Origin of the sequence: Ureibacillus acetophenoni, assembly GCF_900220965.1 — a bacterium.
GTDB classification, from domain to species: Bacteria; Bacillota; Bacilli; order Bacillales_A; family Planococcaceae; genus Ureibacillus; species Ureibacillus acetophenoni.
The window spans coordinates 22303-46408 of record NZ_OBQC01000007.1; the positions used below are offsets into that span (position 1 = coordinate 22303).

At 35.9% G+C, this 24106-nt stretch carries 22 protein-coding genes; 14 read left to right on the forward strand and 8 right to left on the reverse strand.

Translation table 11 applies throughout. The features are described 5' to 3' along the window. Positions 1-117 precede the first annotated feature (117 nt). From queG to CRO45_RS10630, 4 genes are all read left to right on the forward strand, one after another. On the forward strand, positions 118-1251 hold the full coding sequence (gene queG, locus CRO45_RS10615; RefSeq protein WP_097149621.1) for a tRNA epoxyqueuosine(34) reductase QueG: 1134 nt from the start codon (positions 118-120) through the stop codon (positions 1249-1251). 77 nt (positions 1252-1328) lie between these two features. Continuing rightward, positions 1329-1820 (forward strand): hypothetical protein, encoded by a 492-nt coding sequence (locus CRO45_RS10620; RefSeq protein ID WP_097149622.1) that lies wholly within the window; start codon positions 1329-1331, stop codon positions 1818-1820. Positions 1821-1976: 156 nt separating this feature from the next. Further along, a complete protein-coding gene (gene trmL / locus CRO45_RS10625; RefSeq protein ID WP_408057136.1) occupies positions 1977-2459 on the forward strand; it encodes a tRNA (uridine(34)/cytosine(34)/5-carboxymethylaminomethyluridine(34)-2'-O)-methyltransferase TrmL in 483 nt (160 codons plus the stop codon). Positions 2460-2620: 161 nt separating this feature from the next. Next, complete coding sequence (locus CRO45_RS10630) at positions 2621-3526, forward strand: TIGR01777 family oxidoreductase (RefSeq protein WP_097149760.1); 906 nt, start codon at positions 2621-2623, stop codon at positions 3524-3526. Positions 3527-3599: 73 nt separating this feature from the next. Here the strand turns inward: CRO45_RS10630 and CRO45_RS10635 are convergent, their stop codons facing one another. Further along, positions 3600-4484: a VOC family protein gene (locus CRO45_RS10635; protein WP_097149624.1), complete on the reverse strand. Its 885-nt coding sequence runs from the start codon at positions 4482-4484 to the stop codon at positions 3600-3602. A 414-nt stretch (positions 4485-4898) separates the two neighbouring features. On the opposite strand from CRO45_RS10635, the gene CRO45_RS10640 reads away from it, so the two are divergent. Continuing rightward, positions 4899-5087 (forward strand): hypothetical protein, encoded by a 189-nt coding sequence (locus CRO45_RS10640; protein ID WP_097149625.1) that lies wholly within the window; start codon positions 4899-4901, stop codon positions 5085-5087. Positions 5088-5136: 49 nt separating this feature from the next. On the opposite strand, the gene CRO45_RS10645 is transcribed toward CRO45_RS10640, so the two are convergent. Then, the gene (locus CRO45_RS10645) at positions 5137-6750 is read right to left on the reverse strand and encodes a long-chain fatty acid--CoA ligase (protein WP_097149626.1); all 1614 of its coding nucleotides are present in this window, start codon (positions 6748-6750) and stop codon (positions 5137-5139) included. Between the two features lie 238 nt (positions 6751-6988). Here CRO45_RS10645 and CRO45_RS10650 point away from each other — a divergent pair, with 238 nt between their 5' ends. Continuing rightward, the gene (locus CRO45_RS10650) at positions 6989-7819 is read left to right on the forward strand and encodes an aldo/keto reductase (protein ID WP_212613426.1); all 831 of its coding nucleotides are present in this window, start codon (positions 6989-6991) and stop codon (positions 7817-7819) included. A 25-nt stretch (positions 7820-7844) separates the two neighbouring features. Here CRO45_RS10650 and CRO45_RS10655 read toward each other — a convergent pair whose 3' ends face one another. The 3 genes from CRO45_RS10655 to CRO45_RS10665 form a co-directional block, all read right to left on the reverse strand. Then, entirely contained in the window at positions 7845-8693 is an 849-nt protein-coding gene (locus CRO45_RS10655) for an RluA family pseudouridine synthase (RefSeq protein ID WP_097149628.1), read from the reverse strand. A gap of 136 nt (positions 8694-8829) precedes the next feature. Next, positions 8830-9303 (reverse strand): thioredoxin family protein, encoded by a 474-nt coding sequence (locus tag CRO45_RS10660; RefSeq protein WP_097149629.1) that lies wholly within the window; start codon positions 9301-9303, stop codon positions 8830-8832. 1 nt (position 9304) lies between these two features. Continuing rightward, on the reverse strand, positions 9305-9730 hold the full coding sequence (locus CRO45_RS10665) for a disulfide oxidoreductase (RefSeq protein ID WP_097149630.1): 426 nt from the start codon (positions 9728-9730) through the stop codon (positions 9305-9307). Between the two features lie 458 nt (positions 9731-10188). Here CRO45_RS10665 and CRO45_RS10670 point away from each other — a divergent pair, with 458 nt between their 5' ends. Then, positions 10189-11298, forward strand: coding sequence for a GAF domain-containing sensor histidine kinase (locus CRO45_RS10670; RefSeq protein WP_097149631.1), 1110 nt, complete (start codon positions 10189-10191; stop codon positions 11296-11298). Between the two features lie 13 nt (positions 11299-11311). Next, a complete protein-coding gene (locus CRO45_RS10675; RefSeq protein ID WP_097149632.1) occupies positions 11312-11965 on the forward strand; it encodes a response regulator transcription factor in 654 nt (217 codons plus the stop codon). Positions 11966-12071: 106 nt separating this feature from the next. Here CRO45_RS10675 and CRO45_RS10680 read toward each other — a convergent pair whose 3' ends face one another. Then, entirely contained in the window at positions 12072-12971 is a 900-nt protein-coding gene (locus CRO45_RS10680; RefSeq protein ID WP_097149633.1) for a cation diffusion facilitator family transporter, read from the reverse strand. A gap of 73 nt (positions 12972-13044) precedes the next feature. Then, positions 13045-14442, reverse strand: a complete 1398-nt coding sequence (locus CRO45_RS10685; RefSeq protein ID WP_235864576.1) for a hemolysin family protein — start codon at positions 14440-14442, stop codon at positions 13045-13047. 572 nt (positions 14443-15014) lie between these two features. Here CRO45_RS10685 and CRO45_RS10690 point away from each other — a divergent pair. From CRO45_RS10690 to CRO45_RS10700, 3 genes are all read left to right on the forward strand, one after another. Next, positions 15015-16760, forward strand: coding sequence for an ABC transporter ATP-binding protein (locus CRO45_RS10690; protein ID WP_097149634.1), 1746 nt, complete (start codon positions 15015-15017; stop codon positions 16758-16760). After that, positions 16757-18487 carry an ABC transporter ATP-binding protein gene (locus CRO45_RS10695; protein WP_097149635.1) on the forward strand — a complete coding sequence of 577 codons (1731 nt, stop codon included), beginning with the start codon at positions 16757-16759 and terminating at the stop codon, positions 18485-18487. Before CRO45_RS10690 ends, CRO45_RS10695 begins: the two co-directional genes overlap by 4 nt. Positions 18488-18617: 130 nt before the next feature. Continuing rightward, positions 18618-19889 (forward strand): MFS transporter, encoded by a 1272-nt coding sequence (locus CRO45_RS10700; RefSeq protein ID WP_097149636.1) that lies wholly within the window; start codon positions 18618-18620, stop codon positions 19887-19889. A gap of 455 nt (positions 19890-20344) precedes the next feature. On the opposite strand, the gene CRO45_RS10705 is transcribed toward CRO45_RS10700, so the two are convergent. Then, entirely contained in the window at positions 20345-20548 is a 204-nt protein-coding gene (locus tag CRO45_RS10705; protein ID WP_097149637.1) for a DUF5342 family protein, read from the reverse strand. 192 nt (positions 20549-20740) lie between these two features. Here CRO45_RS10705 and CRO45_RS10710 point away from each other — a divergent pair, with 192 nt between their 5' ends. The 3 genes from CRO45_RS10710 (at position 20741) to CRO45_RS10720 (ending at position 24077) form a co-directional block, all read left to right on the forward strand. Then, entirely contained in the window at positions 20741-21886 is a 1146-nt protein-coding gene (locus CRO45_RS10710) for a DUF445 domain-containing protein (protein ID WP_097149638.1), read from the forward strand. Positions 21887-21922: 36 nt separating this feature from the next. After that, a complete protein-coding gene (locus CRO45_RS10715) occupies positions 21923-22267 on the forward strand; it encodes a YlbF family regulator (protein ID WP_097149639.1) in 345 nt (114 codons plus the stop codon). A 295-nt stretch (positions 22268-22562) separates the two neighbouring features. After that, on the forward strand, positions 22563-24077 hold the full coding sequence (locus CRO45_RS10720) for a coproporphyrinogen III oxidase (protein WP_097149640.1): 1515 nt from the start codon (positions 22563-22565) through the stop codon (positions 24075-24077). Positions 24078-24106 lie beyond the last annotated feature (29 nt).

The window sequence follows — 24106 nt, forward strand, 5'->3', positions numbered from 1 at the left end:
TGGAGTCACCTACTCGATTCATTTTAATAAAATGTTTTTACTGTTTCGCAAATACGTGCTAGATGTATTTTAAATTAGATACCAGTATTTTACCAAAGAAAGGAGCGGAATGCGAAGGTGAGCATCGAACAATTACAAAATGACTTAATTGACTATGCAAAATCAATTGGCGTCGATAAAATCGGGTTTACGTCCGCATCGCCGTTCAATGAATTAAAAAACCGCTTGAAGCGTCAACAAGAGTTAGGTTTCCAATCTGGTTTTGAGGAATCAGATATTGAAAAAAGAACAGAGCCGACTAGACTTCTAGATGATGCAGAAAGTATTATCGCAATTGCACTTGCATATCCATCTAAAATGGAAGACGCCCCTACTGGCAAAAAAGGTGCAAGACGCGGAATCTTTGCACGTGCTTCATGGGGAATTGACTATCATGTGGCTCTGCGTGAACGTTTGAAATTGTTGGAAGAGTGGTTGGTAGAGCGTGTTCCTGGTGTAAAGTTTAAATCGATGGTAGATACAGGGGAACTTGTAGACCGAGCTGTTGCGGAACGTGCTGGGATAGGTTGGAGTGGTAAGAACTGTTCTATTATTACACCTGAGTTCGGGTCGTATGTTTACTTAGGTGAAATGATTACAAACATTCCTTTTGCACCAGACACTCCAATTGAAAATGAATGCGGCGATTGTACATTATGTTTGGACGTTTGTCCGACTGGTGCGTTAGTTGATGCTGGTCAACTAAATGCGAAAAGCTGTGTTGCATTTTTAACGCAGACGAAGGATTTCTTACCCGATGAGTTTCGTGCAAAAATCGGGAATCGTATTTACGGTTGCGATACTTGCCAGACCGTTTGCCCGAAAAACAAAGGGAAGATTAACTGGATTCATGAAGAATTTAAACCAGATCCAGAGATTGCGAAGCCTTTACTGCAACCATTATTAAACTTGTCGAATAGAGAATTTAAATCTCAGTTCGGTCACGTATCCGGTAGCTGGCGCGGGAAAAAGCCGATTCAGCGAAACGCAATTATTGCACTGGCTCATTTTAAAGAAGAAGCTGCGGTACCCGACTTAATTGATATAATGAAAAAAGACGAGCGCCCAGTAATGAGGGGCACAGCTGCATGGGCAATTGGAAAAATTGGTGGCCCCTTAGCTGAGGAAGCCCTAATCGATGCGCGGGATAAAGAGAAGGATGAGCAGGTTCTTTTGGAGATTGAGAAGGGGCTGAAGTTGCTTACAGTGTAGTAGAAAAGCTCTTCGAAAAAGGGATGATGAAAAGTTCCTTAAAATTCAGGGAGACTGCCAGAAGAAATCCCCAATGCGTGACAGTTTTTCGGGAAATGAGAGTGAATTGTCACGAAAAAGCAGAATGCGTGACAGCTTTTCAGAAAATGGGAGCAAAGTGTCACGAAAAAGCAGAATGCGTGACAGTTTTTCAGAAAATGGGAGCAAAGTGTCACGAAAAAGCAGAATGCGTGACAGTTTTTCGGGAAATGAAAGTGAATTGTCACGAAAAAGTAGAATGCGTGACAGCTTTTCAGAAAATGAGAGGAAAGTGTCACGAAAAAGCAGAATGCGTGACAGCTTTTCAGGAAATGAAAGTGAATTGTCACGAAAAAGTAGAATGCGTGACAGCTTTTCAGAAAATGGGAGCAAAGTGTCACGAAAAAGCAGAATGCGTGACAGCTTTTCAGAAAATGAGAGGAAAGTGTCACGAAAAAGCAGAATGCGTGACAGCTTTTCAGAAAATGAGAGTGAATTGTCACGAAAAAGCAGAATGCGTGACAGTTTTTCAGAAAATGGGAGAGAAGTGACACGAAAAAACAGAATGCGTGACAGTTTTTCGAATAATTGAGAGTACGTGTCACGGAAAAATTCGTATGCGACGCAGTATCCAAAATGTGCGAAAGCGTCTCGATAAATTTTACCGAATACTGGATACTAAACTAGTTAAGTTCTATATTAAGGAAGTGTCAATTGTGCCATTGCATATAGTTTTATATCAACCAGAAATCCCAGCAAATACAGGAAATATTGCAAGAACTTGCGCTGGAACGAATACATCATTACATTTAATCCGCCCACTTGGGTTTTCAACTGATGATAAAATGCTAAAACGTGCAGGTCTTGATTATTGGGAACATGTGAATGTTGTTTACCATGATTCGTTAGAAGAGTTTCTTGAATACTCAAAAGACGGGGACGTTTATTTAATCGAAACATATAGTGACGATCCTTATTCAACCCACGATTTCAGTGACCAATCACGAGATATTTATTTTATGTTCGGTAAAGAAACAACCGGGCTACCTAAAGACTTTGCATACGAACGCAAGAGTATGTGCTTACGCATTCCACAAAGTGACCATGTGCGATCATTAAACTTATCGAACACAGCAGCGATCATAATTTATGAGGCACTTCGTCAGCAAAACTTTCCGGGATTGAAATAGATATTCTAAAATTTACTTTATGAAGTTGATGTGCAAATGTACATCAACTTTTTTAATATATGAAAAAGGTTATTTCGTTAAACTGATAGAAGTGGTAATAGGAGAAGGATGTAAAAAATGCATTTACTATATTACAACTAAAAGAAAAGTAGGTGAATGAAATAAAAGTAGTTATCGCCGGTGGATCGGGTTTTATTGGACAAAAATTAACAAACTTTCTTTTAGAGAAAGGTCATGAAATAATTATTCTGACAAGAAAAACGAAAGAACATCCCCTTGAAAATGTTTCATATGTTGAGTGGTTAAACGATGGAGATGCCCCAGAAAACAGTTTAGAAAATGTAGATGTATTTATTAATCTAGCAGGTGTTTCTATAAATGATGGTCGATGGTCTAAAAAGCATCAAGAAAGAATCTATCAGAGTGGAATGATTGCCACAAAAGAATTAATAAGAATTATTTCAACATTACTAAATAAACCCTCTACACTCATTAATGCGAGTGCTGTTGGAATCTATCCGCAATCACTGCATCACATATATACAGAAGAGTCACTAGAAGTTGCGAATGACTTCTTAGGGAAAACGGTTAAAGACTGGGAAGAAACAGCGAAACAAGCTGAACAGTTCGGTGTTCGTACAGCGTTTATGCGATTTGGTGTAGTTCTTGGTAAGGGTGCAAGTGCTTTATCACTAATGACTCTTCCATACAAATTATTTGCAGGTGGGACAGTTGGGTCAGGAAAGCAGTGGGTGTCTTGGGTCCATGAAATGGATGTGATACGAGTAATTGAATTTGCTATCGAAAATCCAAAAATTCGTGGCCCAGTAAATGTAACAGCCCCGTCTCCAATGAGAATGAAGGAATTTGGTCAAACCATTGGTGCAGTACTAAAACGTCCACATTGGGTTCCTGCCCCAGCCTTTGCAATTAAAATTGCGTTAGGAGAAAAAAGTAAACTAGTTTTAGAAGGGCAACAGGTTCAACCAAAAGTTTTGCTAGATGAAGGTTTTACATTTAAATTTCCAACACTTAAAGAAGCTCTTAAAGATTTACTAATTAAATAATTCTGCCATATCAAAATATAAAAAGGTGACGACAAAAATGACGCCACCTTCAAATCTTTATATTAAATAAAACTTACTCACCATCAAATGTAAACACAATACGAATTCCTGATGGATCAACCGTTGAAAACGCTTGGTTTCCACCGAATTTTGGTGCGCCAGTAAATTGTTCTACAACTGCACCCATCTTACTTAAGTTTTCTTTAATTTTTTCTGCTTGTTCTTCATTGTCTAATACAAGTGTGTATGATTTTAAACCAACACTATTTTCCGGAGCTGGTCGACCATTTGCACTATTCCATGTGTTCATCCCAATATGGTGGTGATATCTACCTGTTGAAATGAACAATGCTTGATGACCATAACGAGTTACTACTTGGAATCCTAATGCTTCTGTATAGAATTTTTCTGAAGCAGCTAAATCTGAAACGGATAGGTGGATGTGACCCATTACAGTACCTTTTGGAAGGCCGTTCCAGCTTCCGTCAGCTTCTGCAAGAACAGAAGGGATATTCACTTGTTCAGTCGTCATGTAAACTAAATCGTTTTCCCAAATCCAAGTTTCTTCTGGACGATCGATATACACTTCGATTCCATTTCCATCTGGATCATATAAATAAATAGCTTCACTTACATGGTGATCGCCAGCACCAATACGAACATTTGCTTCAACAATATTTTGGATGAAGTTCCCTAAATCTTTACGAGTAGGTAGAAGGATAGCAAAATGGTAAAGCCCAGTTTGACCACCTTGTAGACTTTGTGCATTTTCTACTTGTTCTAAAGATAGGATGCTTGTAGCACCATCAAATGTTAAAACTGCTGTGTTAGCAGTTTGTTCTAATACGTCAAATCCAATAACTTTTTTATAATATTCAATAGAGCGTTCTAAATTAGATACTTTTATTTGAACGTGAGAAACATACATATTTGGCTTTTTATGAAAATGTGTAGGCATGTCTTGCCCTCCTTAATAGAGTATCAATTTTTATTTAACTTACTTTATGTAACTAAGTATATTTTCATCACCTAACAAAGTCAAGGATTAGATTTTTGGATAAAGAAAAAGAACAACCATAAATTTATGGTTGCCCTTTTTCATGAAGATATGTGCCACTATGTATGGCTTGCTATTATGAAGATTAGTCTTCTTTATTGTAGTTACCTTCATAACCCGCAGTAAAGATTGCAGTTAAAATAGATAGTGTAATCATAATCATTAAAAATGTGTTCATGGAAGAATCCTCCTCATGTAAATAGACTATCAATTATTAGTATAGACTAAATATTTTTTATTTACTACCTTAAATTTATGTCGGATTTGGTTCATTTCATTGAAGTTGGGAATATTACTTTTGAGAGGAGTGAGCAGATGGAAAACGAAAAAATGGAACGAAGTGGTCATATGACAAACAATATGGCAGATGTTATTTGGTTAGGAAAACAAATGGAAAGAATGCGTGATGGCTCTCAATTAGCGGATGATATGCGCTTTCCAGATCCAATCCAATTTGACTCAGAAGATAATGATAATGACGAAAAATATAATAAAAACAATTAACTAAAAATGGCCTTACTCGATCATTTAATTTGAGTAAGGCCATTATGGCTTATGCGTTCACTTTATAATCCTTTAATTCTTCACGTAGTTTTGCCTTTAAGAATTTCCCTACAGATGTTTTCGGAATTTCTTTTAGGAAGACAATATCGTCCGGTAGCCACCATTTAGCAAATTGCCCTTCAAGGGAAGCGATAAGTTCTTCCTTCGTTGCAGTTTTACCTTCTTTTAATACTACACATGCCAACGGACGTTCTTGCCATTTTTCGTGAGGGATTGCTATTACAGCAGCTTCAAGAACTGCTTCATGGGTCATTAGAGCATTTTCTAAATCAACTGAGGAAATCCATTCGCCACCACTCTTAATTAAATCTTTTGTACGGTCCGTAATTTTGATATAACCTTCAGCTGTGACAACCGCAATGTCTCCTGTATATAACCAGCCGTCCCGGAAAGCTTCAGCAGTACGATCATCTTTATAATACTCATGGGCAATCCACGGTCCACGAATACGAAGTTCACCCATTGTTTTACCATCCCATGGTACTTCGCCATCGTCATTTACTACTTCTGTATCAAGTAGTGAAACAGTTAACCCTTGAGTAGCACGGATGTCTAATTTTTCTTCACGCGACCAGTTTTCCATAGCTGAAGTATAAGTTGATAAGCTCACTATTGGAGTCGTCTCAGTCATTCCATAACCGACAATAAATGGTACACCAAACTTATCTTCAAATGTGCGAATTAATCCTTTAGGTGAAGCAGAGCCACCACATACAATTCCTCTTAACGACGATAAGTCACGTGGATTTTTCTCTTGCTCTTGAGCAACGCCCATCCAAATTGTTGGTACTCCTGCAGTCAATGTCACTTTCTCTTGTTCAATTAAATCTAACAACAACTGTGGAGTAAACATAGATCCAGGTAATACTTGAGTTAAACCGAAGTTAACCGCTGCAAATGGCATTCCCCATGCGTTAACGTGGAACATAGGAACAATTGGCATAATTACGTCTGATTCCCGAAGACCAAGACCATCTGCTAAACCTAATGCCATACTGTGAAGGACTATTCCTCTATGAGAATAAACGACTCCTTTTGGCATGCCTGTTGTCGCACTCGTATAACACATTCCTGCTGGGGTGTTTTCGTCTAGATCAAGAGGGAACTCAAACTCGTCGGAAGCTTCCTCTAATAATTTTTCGTAAGAGTGTACATTTGGGAAACTTGATTCTGGTACTTCTTTATTGTCCTGCATGACAATAATATGTTTTACAGTTTTTAAGAACGGAATAGCTTTTTCAAATAGTGGGAACAGATCACCGTCAATAAGTAAAATTTCATCTTCTGCATGGTTAATAACATAAATAATATGTTCAGGGCTTAAACGAATATTTACCATATGCAAAATTGCACCAGAACAAGGTACAGCAAAATAAGCCTCGAGGTGACGGTGGTGGTTCCAAGCAAATGATGCAACTTTCGTACCGCGTTTCATACCTAATTTTGTTAATGCATCTGCTAGTTTGTGGGTACGTTTTACATAATCTTTGTAAGGAATTCGGTGAATTGTGTCAGGGCTTGTACGTGAAATAATCAACTTTTCTGGGAAGTATCTCTCTGCACGCTTTAAAAAGCTTGTTAACAATAACGGCGTTTCCATCATAACAAACCATCCCCCTTTAATTTCGTAAATTGTCAGTATGGTGACAATATGACTACTTATTTGTATATATTGATAAAAAATAGTAAATAGAACTTATTTTTTCTAAAAATTAATAAGGAAAATTAAATAATTTACTATAATCAATTCTTCAAGATAGAACTACTAATGTTAAGTAATTTTTGGAATTAGTAAATTAAATCGTATAATGAGGGTAGTGAAGAAATAAGGAGTGATGATTATGACAACAATACCAGCAAAAAAATTAGAAAATGGTGTGGAAATGCCTTATCTAGGGTTAGGCGTTTACAAAATGACTGATCGTGAAGAAGCGATACAGGCTATGACTGAAGCGCTTAAAGTAGGCTATCGAGCAATTGACACAGCAGCACTTTACGGCAATGAAACTGAAGTCGGAGAAGCTATAAGATCATCGAATATTCCTCGAGAAGAACTATTTGTGACGACAAAAGTTTGGAATACAGATCAAGGTTATGACCAGACTTTAAAAGCATTCGAAACTTCACTTAAAAAGCTTGGATTAGATTATATTGATTTATATTTAACGCATTGGCCAGTGAAGGAGAAATTTGTAGATACTTATCGTGCGATTGAACGTTTGTATGATGAAAAGCTCATTCGAGTAACAGGTGTATCCAATCATCATCAACACCATTTAGAAAAAATATTTGTAAAAGCGAATGTAAAACCAATGGTCAATCAAATCGAGCTTCACCCCTATTTGAGCCAAAAGCCACTTCTTAACTTTTGTAGCGAAAACAATATTGCAGTGACAGCTTGGGGGCCGCTTGGTAGAGGAAAAATATTGGAAGACGAGACAATCAGTGATTTAGCAGGTAAATATAATAAAACGGCTGCCCAAATCATTTTACGCTGGCATTACCAAAATGATGTAATAACAATTCCGAAATCAGTAACGACAAGCCGTATTCAAGAAAACATGAACATCTTTGATTTTGAGTTGTCACAAGAAGATGTTCGAGCGATTGATGATTTGAATAAAGATTTCAGAACAGGTCAAGATCCGGACAATTTTCATTTTGATTTTTAACGAAATAAAAGAGCAATTCACCAACCTAGTGAATTGCTCCTTGATCTTTCACAGTAACAACTTTATTTAAAAACGGATGATCAAATTCTAATTGTATAGCATGTAATTCATAGTCATTCTTAGCTGTTTTTCGTGCGTTATATAGCGTGTCCCCGACGATTGGATGACCTAAATGAGCCATGTGCACGCGAATTTGGTGAGTACGTCCAGTTTCTAAAACTAAATGCACTATAGTTGTGTATTTTAGACGTTCTACCACTTTATAATGAGTGACTGCATGTTGACCAGAAGTTGAAACGACACGACGCGTAGCATGGTGTCTGTCTTTACCTATAGGTTCGTTAATCGTTCCTTGGTCTTGACGAACACTTCCTTGCACTTCTGCTTCATACGTACGAATAATCGTTTTTTCTTCAATCATTCTATCAAAAATGGATTTAGCTATCGGGTGTTTTGCTACTAGAAGTAACCCTTTTGTTCCGAGATCCAGGCGGTGTACATGCTCTGCATATGTTCCACCCATTGCTTTTACATGAGCCAACACATGATTCATACATGTATCTCGATCCCAAATATCATTTGGATGTGTTGCCATCCCTTTAGGCTTTGAAACAATGATACAATGTTCATCTTCATAAATAATGGGGATTTCGCATTTGTTTGTTGGTACATAATTTGAACTTGGAACGTTAAAGACAAATTTTAATTTAGTGCCTTCTGTTAATTTGTCATTCCATAATACAGGAGTTTCATCCTCATATGTAACGGCCTTAGCCATTCTAAGTTCATGTACTAACTTTTTCCCAAGTCTCCACTTTGTACGCAGTAATTCCTCAACTGTTAATCCGTCTTGTACAACTTCGTAAAGAAACATTACTTCTCCTCCTTAGAAAGACACAGTTCAACCTAGTTGAACGTATGTCCTTTCTTATGCGTCTTTCGCAAAATATTTAGTTTCCAATCCGTAAATAAAGAATCGTGTTCATTATGAACACGATTCCCTTACTTTATTATTTCGCTTGTTCTAAAAATGCTTTTACTTTATCAAGGTGTTGTGAGTAGTCACCTTCTAAACGGTTTACTTCTTTTCCTTCATTGAAGAAAATTAAAGTAGGCGTACTTGTTACTTGATATTCTGCCCAACCAGCTTGGTATTCTAAAATGTTTAATTGGTCAATGTGAACGCCAACTTCATCAGCTACTGGCATTAAATTTGGTGTGAAGTTTTGACAGTGAACACATTCAGGACTGAATAAGTAACCTACAACAGGTTCGCCAGAAGCAATTTTCTCTTGAAGATCTTCTGGTTGAATAATATTTTGATAATTTTCATTATCTAATAAATCAATCGTAGACTGTCTTAAATCGGTCGTTCCATAAGGATTGCTTTCATCCAACTTACTTTGATTCGAAATGTTCGTTAAGATAATAATCGCAGCGAATAATACAACAATCACTGCCCCAATAATTGCTAACTTCTTCAATTTATTTTTCCCCTTTCAACACTTTAAGCATATAAAAACTTGTTCCAGCGATTAAAATAAACGCAATCAATGCTAGGAAAGGAATTGTAATGAATCCTAACAAGTTAATGTACTGACCTGTACATGGAACTTGTCCACAAGAAGGTGCATTTGCGCTTAAGAAATCGATTTTTTGTATCCCGTAATGATATAAAGATATACAACCACCAATTACTGAAAAGACTGCAGTTGTTAAAGCAATTTTTGCATTCTTTTGTATGTAAGCAACAGTTGTCATAATGACAATTGGGTACATTAGAATACGTTGATACCAACAAAGTTCACATGGAGTATAGCCACGAACTTCAGAAAAATACAGAGATCCTAACGTTGCTACTAATGAGACAATCCATATAAATAGCAAACTATTCTCAAGTTGTTTTTTCATTATAATATCTCCCTAGCGAAAAATATGTATTCGTTTTGATTATAAATTGTGGAAATATAGAAGTAAATTGTTTTGATTTCAAGATACTATTCAAATATGCCTTGGCATATTTGCCCGCCCGCCCAGATTTTATCGAGCTTGCTCGATACTACCTTTAAAAATCTGTGGCATCCGCCGGAGGCTCTAACTTTATTCGGCCATGCTTCAACTACTGCATTTGATTAACTTTTAAATATACCCCACCATAAATAATAAAGGATGATTCAATCTGAATAAAGTTAGAAATTTGTAAGGTTTGAATCTATTACAAAATTAAGTATCCCAATTTTGTCTACTAAATACAATGGAATTTTCATTACATTTCAGACAAAAGTATGAGTTACCAATAAATGAAAGATACACAATAGAATGATATCATAAAAGAAACGTACATCCATTACTAGAGGTGTAAACAAACAATGAATGAACAAAAAAACATAACTTTGTTAAAAGAAATAGCAGAATTGTTAAATGAAGAAACAGAAATGATTCCGATGTTAAATGGAGCACTTAATAAGTTATTACGAGGAACGAACTTTAAAGCGGGTTGGATTTTCTTTATTAACGATAAAGGGAAATCACAACTGGTTGCCCATGAACAATTGCCTGAAGCTTTACAATACAACGACTGTCAACATTTAAACAAAGGTGGCTGTTGGTGTGTTTCTAAATTCAGGAATAAGCAATTGAAAAAAGCTTCTAATATAATTGAATGTCAAAGAATTGAAAGTGCGATAGAAAATCAGGTAGGCGACCATGGTGGAATTACTCATCATGCAACTGTACCTCTACAATCAGGTGGCGAACGATTTGGGATATTAAACGTTGCAAAGCCAAACACAGTGAGTTACACAGAGGAAGAACTTGAGCTTCTAGAGTCTGTAGCATTTCAGTTAGGATCAGCCATAAAACGAATTTACTTAACAAAGCAAGAACAACAAATGGCTTTAGTTGAAGAACGTAATCGACTTGCAAGAGACTTACATGATTCGGTCAATCAGCTTTTATTCTCCGTGACACTAACTTCAAGAGCTGGAATTGAAATGACAGAACAACAAGATTTGAAGGATACATTTCGTGATATCCAACAGTTAAGCCAAGCAGCATTATCTGAAATGCGTGCCCTTATTTGGCAATTACGACCGAAAGGGTTAGAAAGTGGATTAATCGAAGCAATTAAATCCTATGCTGAAATGTTAAGTTTGAATCTAGTTGTCAATGTGACAGGGGTACTTCAACTTCCAACGAGAGTAGAAGAAACATTATTTCGGGTTGCGCAAGAAGCACTAAACAATGTGAGAAAACATGCTGGTGTTAATAAAGTAGAAATGTATATAACGGTAACAGCGACAGATATATTATTTGTCGTTAAGGATGAAGGTAGTGGGTTTGTTAATGATCCTGATATGAAGCTACCATCCATTGGTATGCAATCGATTAAAGATCGTGTTCATACTCTAGGAGGTACAGCGGATTGGGTAAGTGAAATTAGTAAAGGTACGGAACTTTTAATTCGAATACCTTACTAGGGGGGATTTGAGAATGATTCGAGTATTAATAGCAGATGATCACCACGTCGTTAGGAGAGGTCTAATTGTCTTTTTAAAAACGCAAAAGGATTTTGAAGTCGTTGGTGAAGCAAAAAATGGGTTAGAAGCTGTTGAACTTGTTGAGACACTTCAACCAGATATCGTATTAATGGATTTGGTCATGCCAGAGATGGATGGCATACAAGCAACAAAACGGATCAAATCGAAATGGCCAACCATTGAAGTACTAATGCTTACAAGCTTCTCAGATAAAGATCACGTTCTTCCAGCTATTGAAGCAGGGGCAGCGGGCTACCAATTAAAAGATATAGAGCCGGATGAGCTAGTTAATTCCATTCGAAAAATAATGCGTGGAGAAAATATAATTCATCCAGCTGCAACAACGACTCTACAAGAAAAAATACAAGAAGATAAAAATCTACCACATATTCAAAACCCTTTAACGCCAAGAGAACAAGACGTACTGGCCGAACTAACAAAAGGGAAAAGTAATCGTGAAATTGCATCGTCTCTTTTCGTAACAGAAAAAACGGTCAAAACACATATTTCAAATATATTCAATAAATTAAATGTTCAAGACCGAACACAAGCAGCACTATATGCAGTAAAGCATAATTTAACCGAAGGAAGCGAAAGTGGCGTTTAAAAAGAAGCAGGAGTATATGATAAAAATAATGGACAACTTAGCTCTCAATAAGAAGCTAGGTTGTCCATTTTATTGTATTAGAAAAATTCAACAACAATCAAGCGTACTAAAAATGATAATCTTCTTCAATCGCATTTGGAAACTCATGAGGTTCTATATGGACCATAACTGTACAGAATGGTTTAAACCGTTTAACGGTTGATTCAATATTCTCTGTAATGCGATGACTCTCCCATACATTTAAATGTGGATTAACTGTTACTGTTACTTCAATAAACATCATATTTCCATGGGTGCGCCCTTTAAAATCAACTAAATCAATGACACCATCAACTTTGTGTATAAGTACTGACAACGTTTCAGCTTCTTCTGTATCAAAAGCATCTGTTAAAGTTTGTACAGATTCCCAAAAGATTTCGATCCCAGTCTTTATAATTATTATTCCAACAATTAAGGCTGTTATCGTATCGAGTATAACGAAACCAAGAATAGCGCCAAAAATACCAATTGCTGTTCCGATACTTACTAACGCATCGGAACGATTATCATAGGCAGCAGCTTTTACAGCGGAACTCCCAATCTTTTTTGCTAAGTTTAAGTTGTAGCGGTAGACAATATACATTACGATAGCACTTCCTATTGCCACGTAAGCAGTTAATGGATTAGGTGTTTCACGAGTTGGGTTCCATAAATTTGTAATTGAATCAATTAATACTTGTAGCCCTACAACCATCATGATGAAGGATGCAATTAAAGAAGCAACAGTTTCAGCTCTTAGGTGTCCATATTGATGATTGTCATCAGGTGGTCGTTGAGAAATACGTAAACCGATTAATACAGCAATAGAGGCAATGATATCTGTAGTATTGTTTAAGCCATCTGCCATTAAAGCTTGGGATGTGCCAAAATAGCCGATGAGCAATTTTGCTGCGCTTAAAATAAGATATGTACCAATGGAGAGCCATGCACCTTTTTCCCCTGCACGTAAGTTTGTATATAGTTCCAAAAAGTTTCCTCCTCGCAAAACACCGAGACATTATAAAACGACTTTCTGTCTAGCAGAAAGTCGTCTATATTAATTATTCTTCAATCGGTTGTTTTAATTCATCCATATTTCCGAGTAATATTTCATCTGTCTCTTCATTTAATTTCATTACCTCGATATAAAGGATATGATGGCCATCTAATTCTTTTACTTTAAATTCATAGCCTTCGAACTCGAAACTATCTCCTTCAACAGCATCGAATCGTTTCGTTAAGAACCAACCGCCAAGCGTATCAATATCTTCTTCATCGATATTAGTACCTAACATATCATTTACTTCATCAAGTAATAATTTTGCATCTATAATATAATGACCTTCACTAATTTCTTGCACTTCTGGTATTTCGTCTTCATCGAATTCGTCTTGAATATCGCCGACAATTTCTTCGATAATATCTTCAATTGTCACTAAACCTGAAGTACCACCATATTCGTCCATTAGAATAGCCATATGAATTCGTTCTTGTTGTATTTTTAATAATAGGTCACTAATAGGAATTGTTTCAAAAACTCGAATGACTGGTTGCATATATTCCATGACCGGTTTGTCTCCATTTACAGGATCTTTAATATATGCAGTTAGCAAATGCTTTAAGTTCACTAATCCAATTACATGGTCCTTATCTCCGTCAATTATCGGATATCGAGTATATTGTTCAACACCCATTACTTCAAAAATTTCTTTTACAGTTAAGTCTTTATCAAAACTGATAATTTCAGTACGAGGTACCATGATTTCTTTTGCTGTTCGATCTGAGAATTCAAAAATACTGTTAACATATTCAAATTCTGAATGATTAATCTCACCACTTTTTAAACTATCGGCCATAATCATACGAAGTTCTTCTTCGGTATGGGCGTTTTCATTTTCCGTAACAGGTTTTAAACCAAACAGTCTTGAAAGACCACGTGCAGATAAGTTTAAGAAGTGAATAAACGGATACATTAATTTATAAAATCCAACTAGTGTTCCAGCAAAGTTTAATGTAACCCATTCAGCTCGTTGAATCGCTAATGTTTTTGGTGCTAATTCACCAGCAACAACATGGACAAACGTTACAATTGAGAATGCAATGATGAAAGAAATAACAGCAACAGCTGTAGCCTCTACATTCAAGCCCATCATTTCAAATAATGGGTGTAATATTTTAGCGATTGTTGGTTCCCCTAACCAACCTAAACCTAATGAAGTAATTGTAATCCCTAATTGACAAGCAGATAAATACTCATCAAGGTTATCAATTACCTTTTTAGCTCGGATGGCTTTTCTATTTCCTTCTTCTACTAATTGATCAATGCGTGTTGCACGCACCTTAACTATTGCAAACTCTGTTGCAACGAAAAATCCTGAAAAGATAATAAGGATAGCAAAAATTGCTAGCCTAATGGTCAGCTCTACTATGTCTCCGTCCAAATACGTTCTTTGTTCCAAACCCGAATGAGGGATGCGAACAAAGTGTACACCTCCTATATAGAAAAAATTGTTTAATAATTTTATCATAAAATATTTTATGCAAAAATACAAATTATGAATGACTAATCCTATTGATCGACAGTTTTTTCAGATTTAAAAATTATTCAACGGATAAAAATCGTGTGAATGAAAAAAGACAATGTACTATATACTGTGTATTATCTTAAAATTAACTCGAAAAACCTTAAAAATAAAAAGTAATAATAATTCAGAAAATTGTTGACAACTAAAATGTGGTCGTGCTACCATTTAGTGGTCATAAAAAATTAGGAAAAGGAGGTAAGGATTATGAGAATGTTAAATAGATTAATTGATATTACAACAGAAAAATATAATCCAAGCTTCCGTATACTGTTTACTTGCTAATTTTTTGTTATTTTATGAGCAAATATTCGGTACAGGTTTGGATACTTGTACCTTTTTGGGCACCTATCCCTAAAAGGGGTAGGTGTCTTTTTGTTGTCTAAAAATAGTATTATTTTAACAATTTTAGTAAAAAACAGTAGATAGAAAGAGAGAAGGTGTTTTTCATGTTTAACGTTTTATTTAAATTGAAATGGTATTTTAAAACCCAATGGAAACGATATACGATTGCTATTGTTTTACTTATTATAGCGAGCGTGCTCGAAATTTTACCACCTTATATACTCGGTATAGGAATTGACGAGATTGCTTCAAGTACGATGACTTATGAAACTTTAGGTATGTATGTCACGATCCTGGTAGCCATTATTGTAAGTACTTACGTTATGAACTTTATTTGGCAATATCAATTGTTTGGTGGAGCATTAAAATTAGAACAATTGTTACGTAGAAGACTGATGCATCAATTTTTAAAAATGACACCGACATTTTACGAGAAAAATAGAACTGGTGACTTAATGGCGCGGGCAACAAATGATTTAAATGCTGTTTCATTAACTGCCGGTTTTGGAATTATGACTTTAATTGATTCTACTCTTTATTTTGGTGCCATTATTTTAGCGATGGGGTTCTTTATTTCATGGAAGTTGACGTTAATTTCTATGATCCCTATTCCAATTATAGCTATTCTAATGCAGTATTTTGGAAAACTTGTTCACGAACGCTACATGACTGCCCAAGAGTCATTTGGTGAATTAAATGATAGTGTTTTAGAATCGGTAGCCGGTGTACGTGTAGTTCGTGCATATGTTCAAGAGAAAAAAGATGAAGCACGATTCTACGACAAAAGTGAAGAAGTGTTTCAAAAATATATTAAAGTTGCGAAAATTAATGCGCTATTCGGACCAATTACTAAAATTGGTACAGGGATTACGTATATTATTACGTTTGGATACGGAGCAATTCTTGTTTCAAATGGGGAAATGTCAGTTGGGCAAATTGTTTCATTTACGGTTTATTTAGGGATGGCAACCTGGCCAATCATTGCAATTGGTGAATTAATCAACGTGATGCAACAAGGTAATGCTTCTTTAGACCGTGTTCAAGAAACATTAGACTACTCACCGGATATTAAAAATCCTGAAAAACCAAATTCACTTTCAACTGTATCGTCGATCGGATTTGATGAATTTACATTCCAATACCCGTTATCACATATTAAAAACTTACAACGAATTTCGTTACAACTACAAAAAGGCCAAACGCTTGGAGTTGTTGGGAAAACAGGTGCAGGTAAAACGACCTTTGTTAAACAATTGCTAAGGGAATATCCAGTTGGTGAAGGTCAATTTACTTTCGGAGAGAACGATATTTCCCAATTATCGAAAGAACAAGTGCTTGAGTATATCGGTTATGTTCCGCAAGACCATGTTTTATTCTCAAGAACAATACGAGAAAACATATTATTCGGAAAAGAAGATGCTACAGAAGAAGAGATTTATGAAGCGATTCGTCTGGCATATTTTGAAAAGGACTTAAAAAATCTTCCATTAGGGATTGAAACGTTAGTTGGTGAAAAAGGGGTTTCCTTATCCGGTGGTCAAAAGCAACGAGTTTCTATTGCAAGAGCTTTAATTAAAGACCCAGAAATATTAATTTTAGATGATTCGTTGTCAGCTGTTGATGCTAAAACAGAGACAAAAATCATTGAAAATATTCAGCGAGAACGTCAGGGGAAAACGACAATTATTACGACACATCGATTATCTGCGATACAGCATGCGAACTGGATTATTGTTTTAGATGACGGGGTCATTGTTGAAGAAGGAACACATGAGAAACTCCTTGAAAAAGGTGGCTGGTATAAAGAACAATATGATCGCCAGCAGTTAGAGGGGGTGTCTTCTGAATGAGTACAGGAAGACGATTATTTCAATATACTTTAAAATTTAAAAAACCTATATTAATTGGTTTATTTTTATTATCGTTATCAGTATTAACAGACTTATCAGGACCGTTTATAGCAAGGCATATTATCGATAATTACATGATTCCGGATAATTTATTGTTTGAACCATTAATGATATTGCTAATTATCTACATTACATTAGAGGTCTCGACAGCAACGTTAAGATACTTTATGTATATAAACTTACAAATTGGTGCCAACCGTATTATTCAAAAGTTACGTATCGATGTATTTGGTCATATCCAAAAAATGCCCATTAATTACTTCGATAATTTACCAGCTGGTAAAATTGTAGCGCGAGTAACAAATGATACAGAGGCCATCCGTAATTTATTTTCACAAGTAATGGTGCAATTCTCTATGAGTGCAATTTCAATTACTGGTGTTTATGTGGCGTTATTTATATTGAATTGGAGAATGGCAATCATCGCCTTAGCGGTTATCCCAATCGTCTATGTTTGGATGATTAGTTACCGTAAATTTGCATCGAAATATAACCATGTCGTTCGTACGAAAATTGCAGATATTAATGCAATGATTAACGAGTCCATCAATGGTATGACAATCATTCAAGCGTTCAAACGAGAAAAGCAAATGAAAAAAGAATTTGCTGAGATGAATGATGAGCATTATGAATATCAGCGTAAACTATTATTTTTAGATTCAGGTACAGCATTTAATCTCGTAAATGTGTTGCGATTAACGATTTTAACGATTTTTATCTTTTATTTTGGTACACAGTCAATCACAACAACTGAACTAATCACCGCAGGTACGTTATACGCATTTGTTGATTATACGACGCGTTTATTTAACCCAATAGTAAATATCGTGAATCAGTTTTCACAGATGGAACGTTCACTTGTCGCAGGTTCACGTGTGTTCGAATTAATGGACCAAAAAGGTGAAGACGTAAGTGAATTATCGATTCCACGTTACGAGGGAAATGTAACGTTTAACAATGTTTCCTTTGCTTATAAAGATGATGAATATGTGTTGAAGAATATTAGCTTTGAAGCGAAAAAGGGAGAAACAGTTGCCCTTGTTGGCCATACGGGATCAGGGAAAAGTTCAATTATGAATTTATTATTCCGATTCTATGACCCTCAAAAAGGTAAGATTTTGATTGATGGAAAAGATGTTACGAAAATTCCCCGTCAAACAATTCGTGAGCATATGGGAATTGTGTTACAGGATCCGTATTTATTTACAGGGACGATTGCTACGAATGTTAGTTTAAATGATCCACGTATTACAAGAGAAACCGTTGAAAAGGCTCTAGAAGCAGTTGGTGGAGAGCGGGTATTAAAGAATCTTGAAAAAGGGATTGACGAACCAGTTATTGAAAAGGGAAGTACATTATCATCTGGTCAGCGTCAGTTAATTTCCTTTGCTCGAGCGTTAGCCTTTGACCCAGCGATCTTAATTTTGGATGAAGCAACGTCAAATATCGATACAGAAACAGAAGAGATTATTCAACACGCGATGGATGTATTGAAAAAAGGACGTACGACATTTATTATTGCCCACCGACTTTCTACTATTAAAAATGCCGATCAGATATTAGTGTTGGATCGTGGAGAAGTTGTAGAAATAGGTACCCATGAAGAGCTTATTGCTTTGGGTGGCCGTTACGAAACAATGTATCGATTACAATCAGGTGTTCATTAATAGAAATATACGTGTTACTTAAAGTTGGTCCAATTAAATTGGGCCAACTTTTTCCATTATTTTATTGCATTTAAGTATGGAAACTCGTATAGTAATCTCATAATTTATGAACGAAAAAGAGATGATGCCTATGACCAGATGGCTACGCAGCTGGGTGTTAACGATTAGATCTTTCAACAGAAATATTAGAATGTTTATGTTGGCTAATATACTTATTCAAATTGGAATGGGCATTTTCATGGTGATGTACAATTTATATATTCGGGGGCTCGGATATTCTGAATCCGTTAACGGAAGTGTCATCGCCATTAACTCACTTGCTACTGCATTGATGCTTATACCTGCTGGAATTTTAAGTGATCGATTCGGCCGCAAAAGATTAATTATTATCGGTACTACACTTACAGCAATTGTATTGTTTGGGAGGAGTATCGTAACTGCAGAACAACCAATGTTAATGTTTGGATTTCTTGCAGGGGTTGTTTGGGCACTATCCCAAGTTTCAGGCGTTCCTTTTTTAGCTGAAAATTCAAAGCCAAACGAGCGAATGCATTTATTTAGTATCCATTTTGCAATGGTCACTGTTGCGAATGTTGTAGGTAATTTGCTGGGAGGATTTATAGCCGATGGATTCCATACTTTATTTAATGTAGGAATCGTTGAAAGTATAAGAATTTCACTAATTTTTGGTGCAGTAGTGTTTAGTATTGGGTTAGTCCCATTATTTCAGTTGAAAACTGTAACGAAGTTGGAAGATGCTCGTCAAAGTAAGACGGTTGATCCGAAGGTAGTATCAAGAGATGAAGAAAGTTTTAAAAAGAATTTTAAAATGATCGTTTTATTCGGACTATCAAATTTAATGATTGGTACGGGCTCAGGTTTAGTAATTCCGTATTTGAACCTATATTTTGCTAACCGTTTTGATGCTTCGAATTCATATGTAGGGCTGATTATTGCGCTAGGTTCTGCAATGACTGCGGTTGCTATGTTAATAGGGCCGATTTTAGTAAAAAGAGTCGGAAAAGTGCGAGCATTAGTAATTTTTCAATTTGTCTCAATCCCGTTTTTATTTATCACAGGGTTTACGAATTCGTTGGTCATTGCATCTATAGGCTTTTTATTGCGACAGGCATTGATGAACGCAGGAAATCCAATTACTAGCGCTATTGCAATGGATGTAGTGCATGATAAGTATAAGGGCTTAGCCAATTCGGTCAATCAAATGGTCTTTAATCTAGGTTGGGCGATGATGGGGCTACCTGCAGCTTGGCTCGTTACGACCTACGGTAACTATTGGGGCTATGCTTTCACGTTCTCCATAACGGGTTGCTTGTATTTAGTTGCATCAACGTACTTTTATATAATTTTTGGTAGGAAGTATCGGTTGAAGGAAGAAGAGTAGAATGAAGGGGATCTCGGTTCGGGACAATTTTTAAAGGATTTATTAGATAGGTGTCTCGTAGTACGTTTTTACGAGACAGTTTCGCGATGTTTTCTGGAATTTTGTCTCGTAAACTACTTTTACGGGACAGTTTACTGAGGTTTTAAGGAAATCTGTCTCGAAACTTGTTTTTACGAGACAGATTTCCGAGATTTTCTGGAATTTTGTCTCGTAAACTGCTTTTACGGGACAGTTTACTGAGGTTTTATGGAATTCTGTCTCGAAAACTGCTTTTACGGGACAGTTTACTGAGGTTTTATAGAATTTTGTCTCATAATCTGCTTTTACGGGACAGAATTCCGTTGTTACATATAATTTTGTCCCGAAAACTGCTTTTACGAGAAACTTTTCCGAGGCGTCTTTAAATTCTGTCTCGTTGCTCCCTTTACCAAAGCACCTCGTTGACAAGGATTGATTCAATCATACACATGAAAAAGCATAAGCTCATGTACTTTTCTTTCAACATCCTCAAGCTCTCCTGGGGCATCCCCAATCCAAATTATTTCCCCGTCTATTTTATATTCCCCATTAAATAATTTCTGGTTGTAGTAGAAAGAAATCGTCCATCCAGGAATTTGGGTATTCTCAAACATAGGTTTAAAACGAAAATGTGTAATCATATTGCTCCCCCTTTGAAACATTTTCCTACTTTCAATCGTACTAGAAGTTATGAAAGAAGGCTATGATTATCTTGCATAACTATCCTCTGCTATAATAGGGATGGATTTTATAGGTAAACTTTTAACGAGATAGACAAAATCAAGGCGCATATCCGAATAGCGCGAATTTGATTAGAAGTGAGAGGTTTTTCAATGGATAACCCAATATTAACAATATTTTTTATGGCTGTCGTTGGAGCTCTTATTGGTGGATTTACGAATTTTATTGCGATTAAAATGCTCTTTCATCCGTATAATGCCATCCACATAGGCTCATGGAAACTTCCATTTACACCAGGCTTAATACCAAAACGTCGCGGCGAACTTGCTCAACAATTAGGTGTAACGGTAACGAAGTATTTATTAACACCTGAAGTATTCCGAAAAAAATTACTTTCCGATGATATTCGTCAGACTGTATTAAAATTTGCACAAGAAAAAGTGGAAGAAGTCATCTTCACGGATGAGAAAACCATTTTAGACTGGGCAAAATTTGTTGGATTAAGTGACTTGCCTAAAACGATTGAAGGTAAAGTAGATGGAGTTATTGAAACACAAATTCTAAATGTGAAGAATACATTATCTACGAAGTCAATTGAACAAATCATACCGGAAAATCTTCACCAAATAATAGAATCAAAAATTCCAGAATTATCAACGTACATTTTGAATAAAGGTGAAGAGTATTTCCAGTCTCCAAAAGGTGAGGCTACAATTCGCAAGATGATGGATGACTTTTTATCATCTAAAGGGACAATTGGTGGAATGCTTCAAATGTTCTTCGGAGACTCCAACGCGCTTCTGGGTAAACTGCAAAAAGAGCTTATTAATATGTTAAGAGCGCCAGGAACTAAAAATCTATTAGTTAACCTGTTTACTCAAGAGTGGGATAAATTAAAACAACAGCCGGTGATGAATTACTTACATGAAGTTAATTTTGAATCAATTATAGAAAAAGCGCAAAATTATGCTAAAAAAGAGCTTGCAGTTGAAGACAGATTAGACAAATCCATCAATTATTATTGGCCAGAGGGAAATGAGTATGTCAAAATGGAATTACTGCCAAAACTTTTAGACAACGGTTTCCAACTAGCTGAACAAAAACTTGAGGATGTAGTAAACCGTCTAAACTTACAAGAAGTAGTTAGAGAACAAGTCGACTCATTCCCACTGAAAAAATTAGAGGAATTAGTCGTAAGTGTTACTAACCGTGAGTTGAAGATGATTACCGTTTTAGGGGCAGTATTAGGTGGAGTCATTGGGATTGTGCAAGGATTAATTGTTTTATTACTAAATTAATAGCTATTAAAAGGCTAAAGAGAGTAGGAAAAAATTATGGTTAATATTTATGATGACATTAACAAATTAGAAAGTACGTTACGAAAAACAGAGGAATATAAAACGTTAAAAGAAGCTGTTGAAATTGTACGTGCAGATGAAGAATCGAAAAAGTTATTCACAAACTTCCGCGACATTCAAATGAAGTTACAACAAAAACAAATGAACGGCGAAGAGTTACTTGAAGATGAATATATGTATTTACAAAAAACAGCACAACTTGCACAACAAAATCCAAAAATTTTAGCAATGCTAGAAGCTGAAATGGCTGTTAGTAAAATAATTGAAGAAATTAATCGTATCATTGTTAAACCAATTCAATCGATGTATGATGGACTTTAATATCAAGGGCTGCACTTTTTACAAAGTGTGGTCTTTTATTTTGTGGTGAAAGAAAAAATAATGAAATCCTTTCATTCCCGTAATTGAGATACGACATAATTAAAGTTATGTGCAAAGTTTGCGCATAATTATAGTTATGTCGTATGTGGATTCCGTCAACCGAAGATTTAACCATTTAAAATTGAACAATGAAAAATAGGCTGCCAAGTATTTCATTCATCAATTTATGAATAGACATGGTAAAATAGAAAAAGTGGATTTTTGTAGAGAATTGAAAAGAAAGAGAGAAACACAAATGAAAACGATACGAATAAACGAGCAGTTTAAAGAGGACTGGGTTCGTGTTTTAAATCATATAGCAAACTTGTTTTTTGAGGATTCGAAAATCGTTACTTCAGATGAAGCGGATATGCACATTCATTTTAATTATTCTGTTGGTTCCAATTTCACCATTCATACTGCAAGCGAAATGTTAGTTGAAGGTAAAACATATACAAGTAACTATTCCATTAACTATGAAACAGAAGGTTCGGAAAAAGAACAAGGTATTCGAATGAAACGCGCGCTTTCCCATGTCATGCTTGACGTTCTGGAGCAATATACAGGAATGACTCAAGAGTGGGGCATTTTAACAGGTGTTCGACCTACGAAACTTTTTCATAAATACCGAAAACAAGGGTTAACGAATACACAAATCTCAGAGATTTTAAAAACAGATTTCCGTATTTCAGATGCGAAAATCGAGTTAATGGAAGAGATTGTTGATCGCCAACTAAAGACAATTCCTGACCTTGATACGATTGGTCGAGATATTTCTATTTATATTGGTGTTCCGTTCTGTCCAACAAAATGTGCTTATTGTACGTTCCCTGCTTATGCGATTGGGGCTAATCGTAAGCACGGTCGAGTTGATTCATTTATTGATGGATTACATATCGAAATCCGTGCAATGGGTAAATGGTTAAAAGAAAATAATATGAACATTACTTCGATATACTGGGGTGGGGGAACTCCAACATCTATTGAGGCCGATGAAATGGACGCACTTTATAAAACAATGTTCGAGGCTTTCCCAAACCCTGAAACAATTCGAGAAATTACAGTGGAAGCTGGTCGTCCAGATACGATTACTCCTGAAAAGATTGAAGTATTGAAAAAGTACGGAATTGATCGTATTTCAGTAAACCCGCAATCTTATACAGATGAGACGTTAAAAGCGATTGGTCGTCACCATACGGTTCAAGAAACTATCGATAAATTCTGGTTATCTCGTAACTCAGGAATGAACAATATTAATATGGACTTAATTATTGGACTGCCAAACGAAGGCATTGAGGAGTTCCAGCATTCATTGGACGAATCAGAAAAAATGCAACCAGAATCATTAACGGTTCATACGTTATCCTTTAAACGTGCATCTGAAATGACGAGAAATAAAGATAAATACAAAGTGGCCGACCGCCAAACAGTTTCGAAAATGATGGATATGGCAAGTCACTGGACGAAGGAAAATGGCTATGTTCCTTACTACTTGTACCGTCAAAAAAATATTTTAGGGAACTTAGAAAACGTTGGTTATTCTAAACCTGGTGAAGAAAGTATTTACAACATCGTAATTATGGAAGAAGTACAAACAATCCTTGGAATCGGATGTGGGGCTTCAACGAAATTTGTAAATCCAGAGACAGGGAAAATTACACAATTCCACAATCCGAAAGATCCAGCAGCGTACATTATGACGTTTGAAGATGCGATCGAAAAGAAAGTTGAAATGTTAAATGATCTATATAACGTGCAGTTAAGTAAATAAAAACTAGGGTGATCCAAAGGCGCATTAGA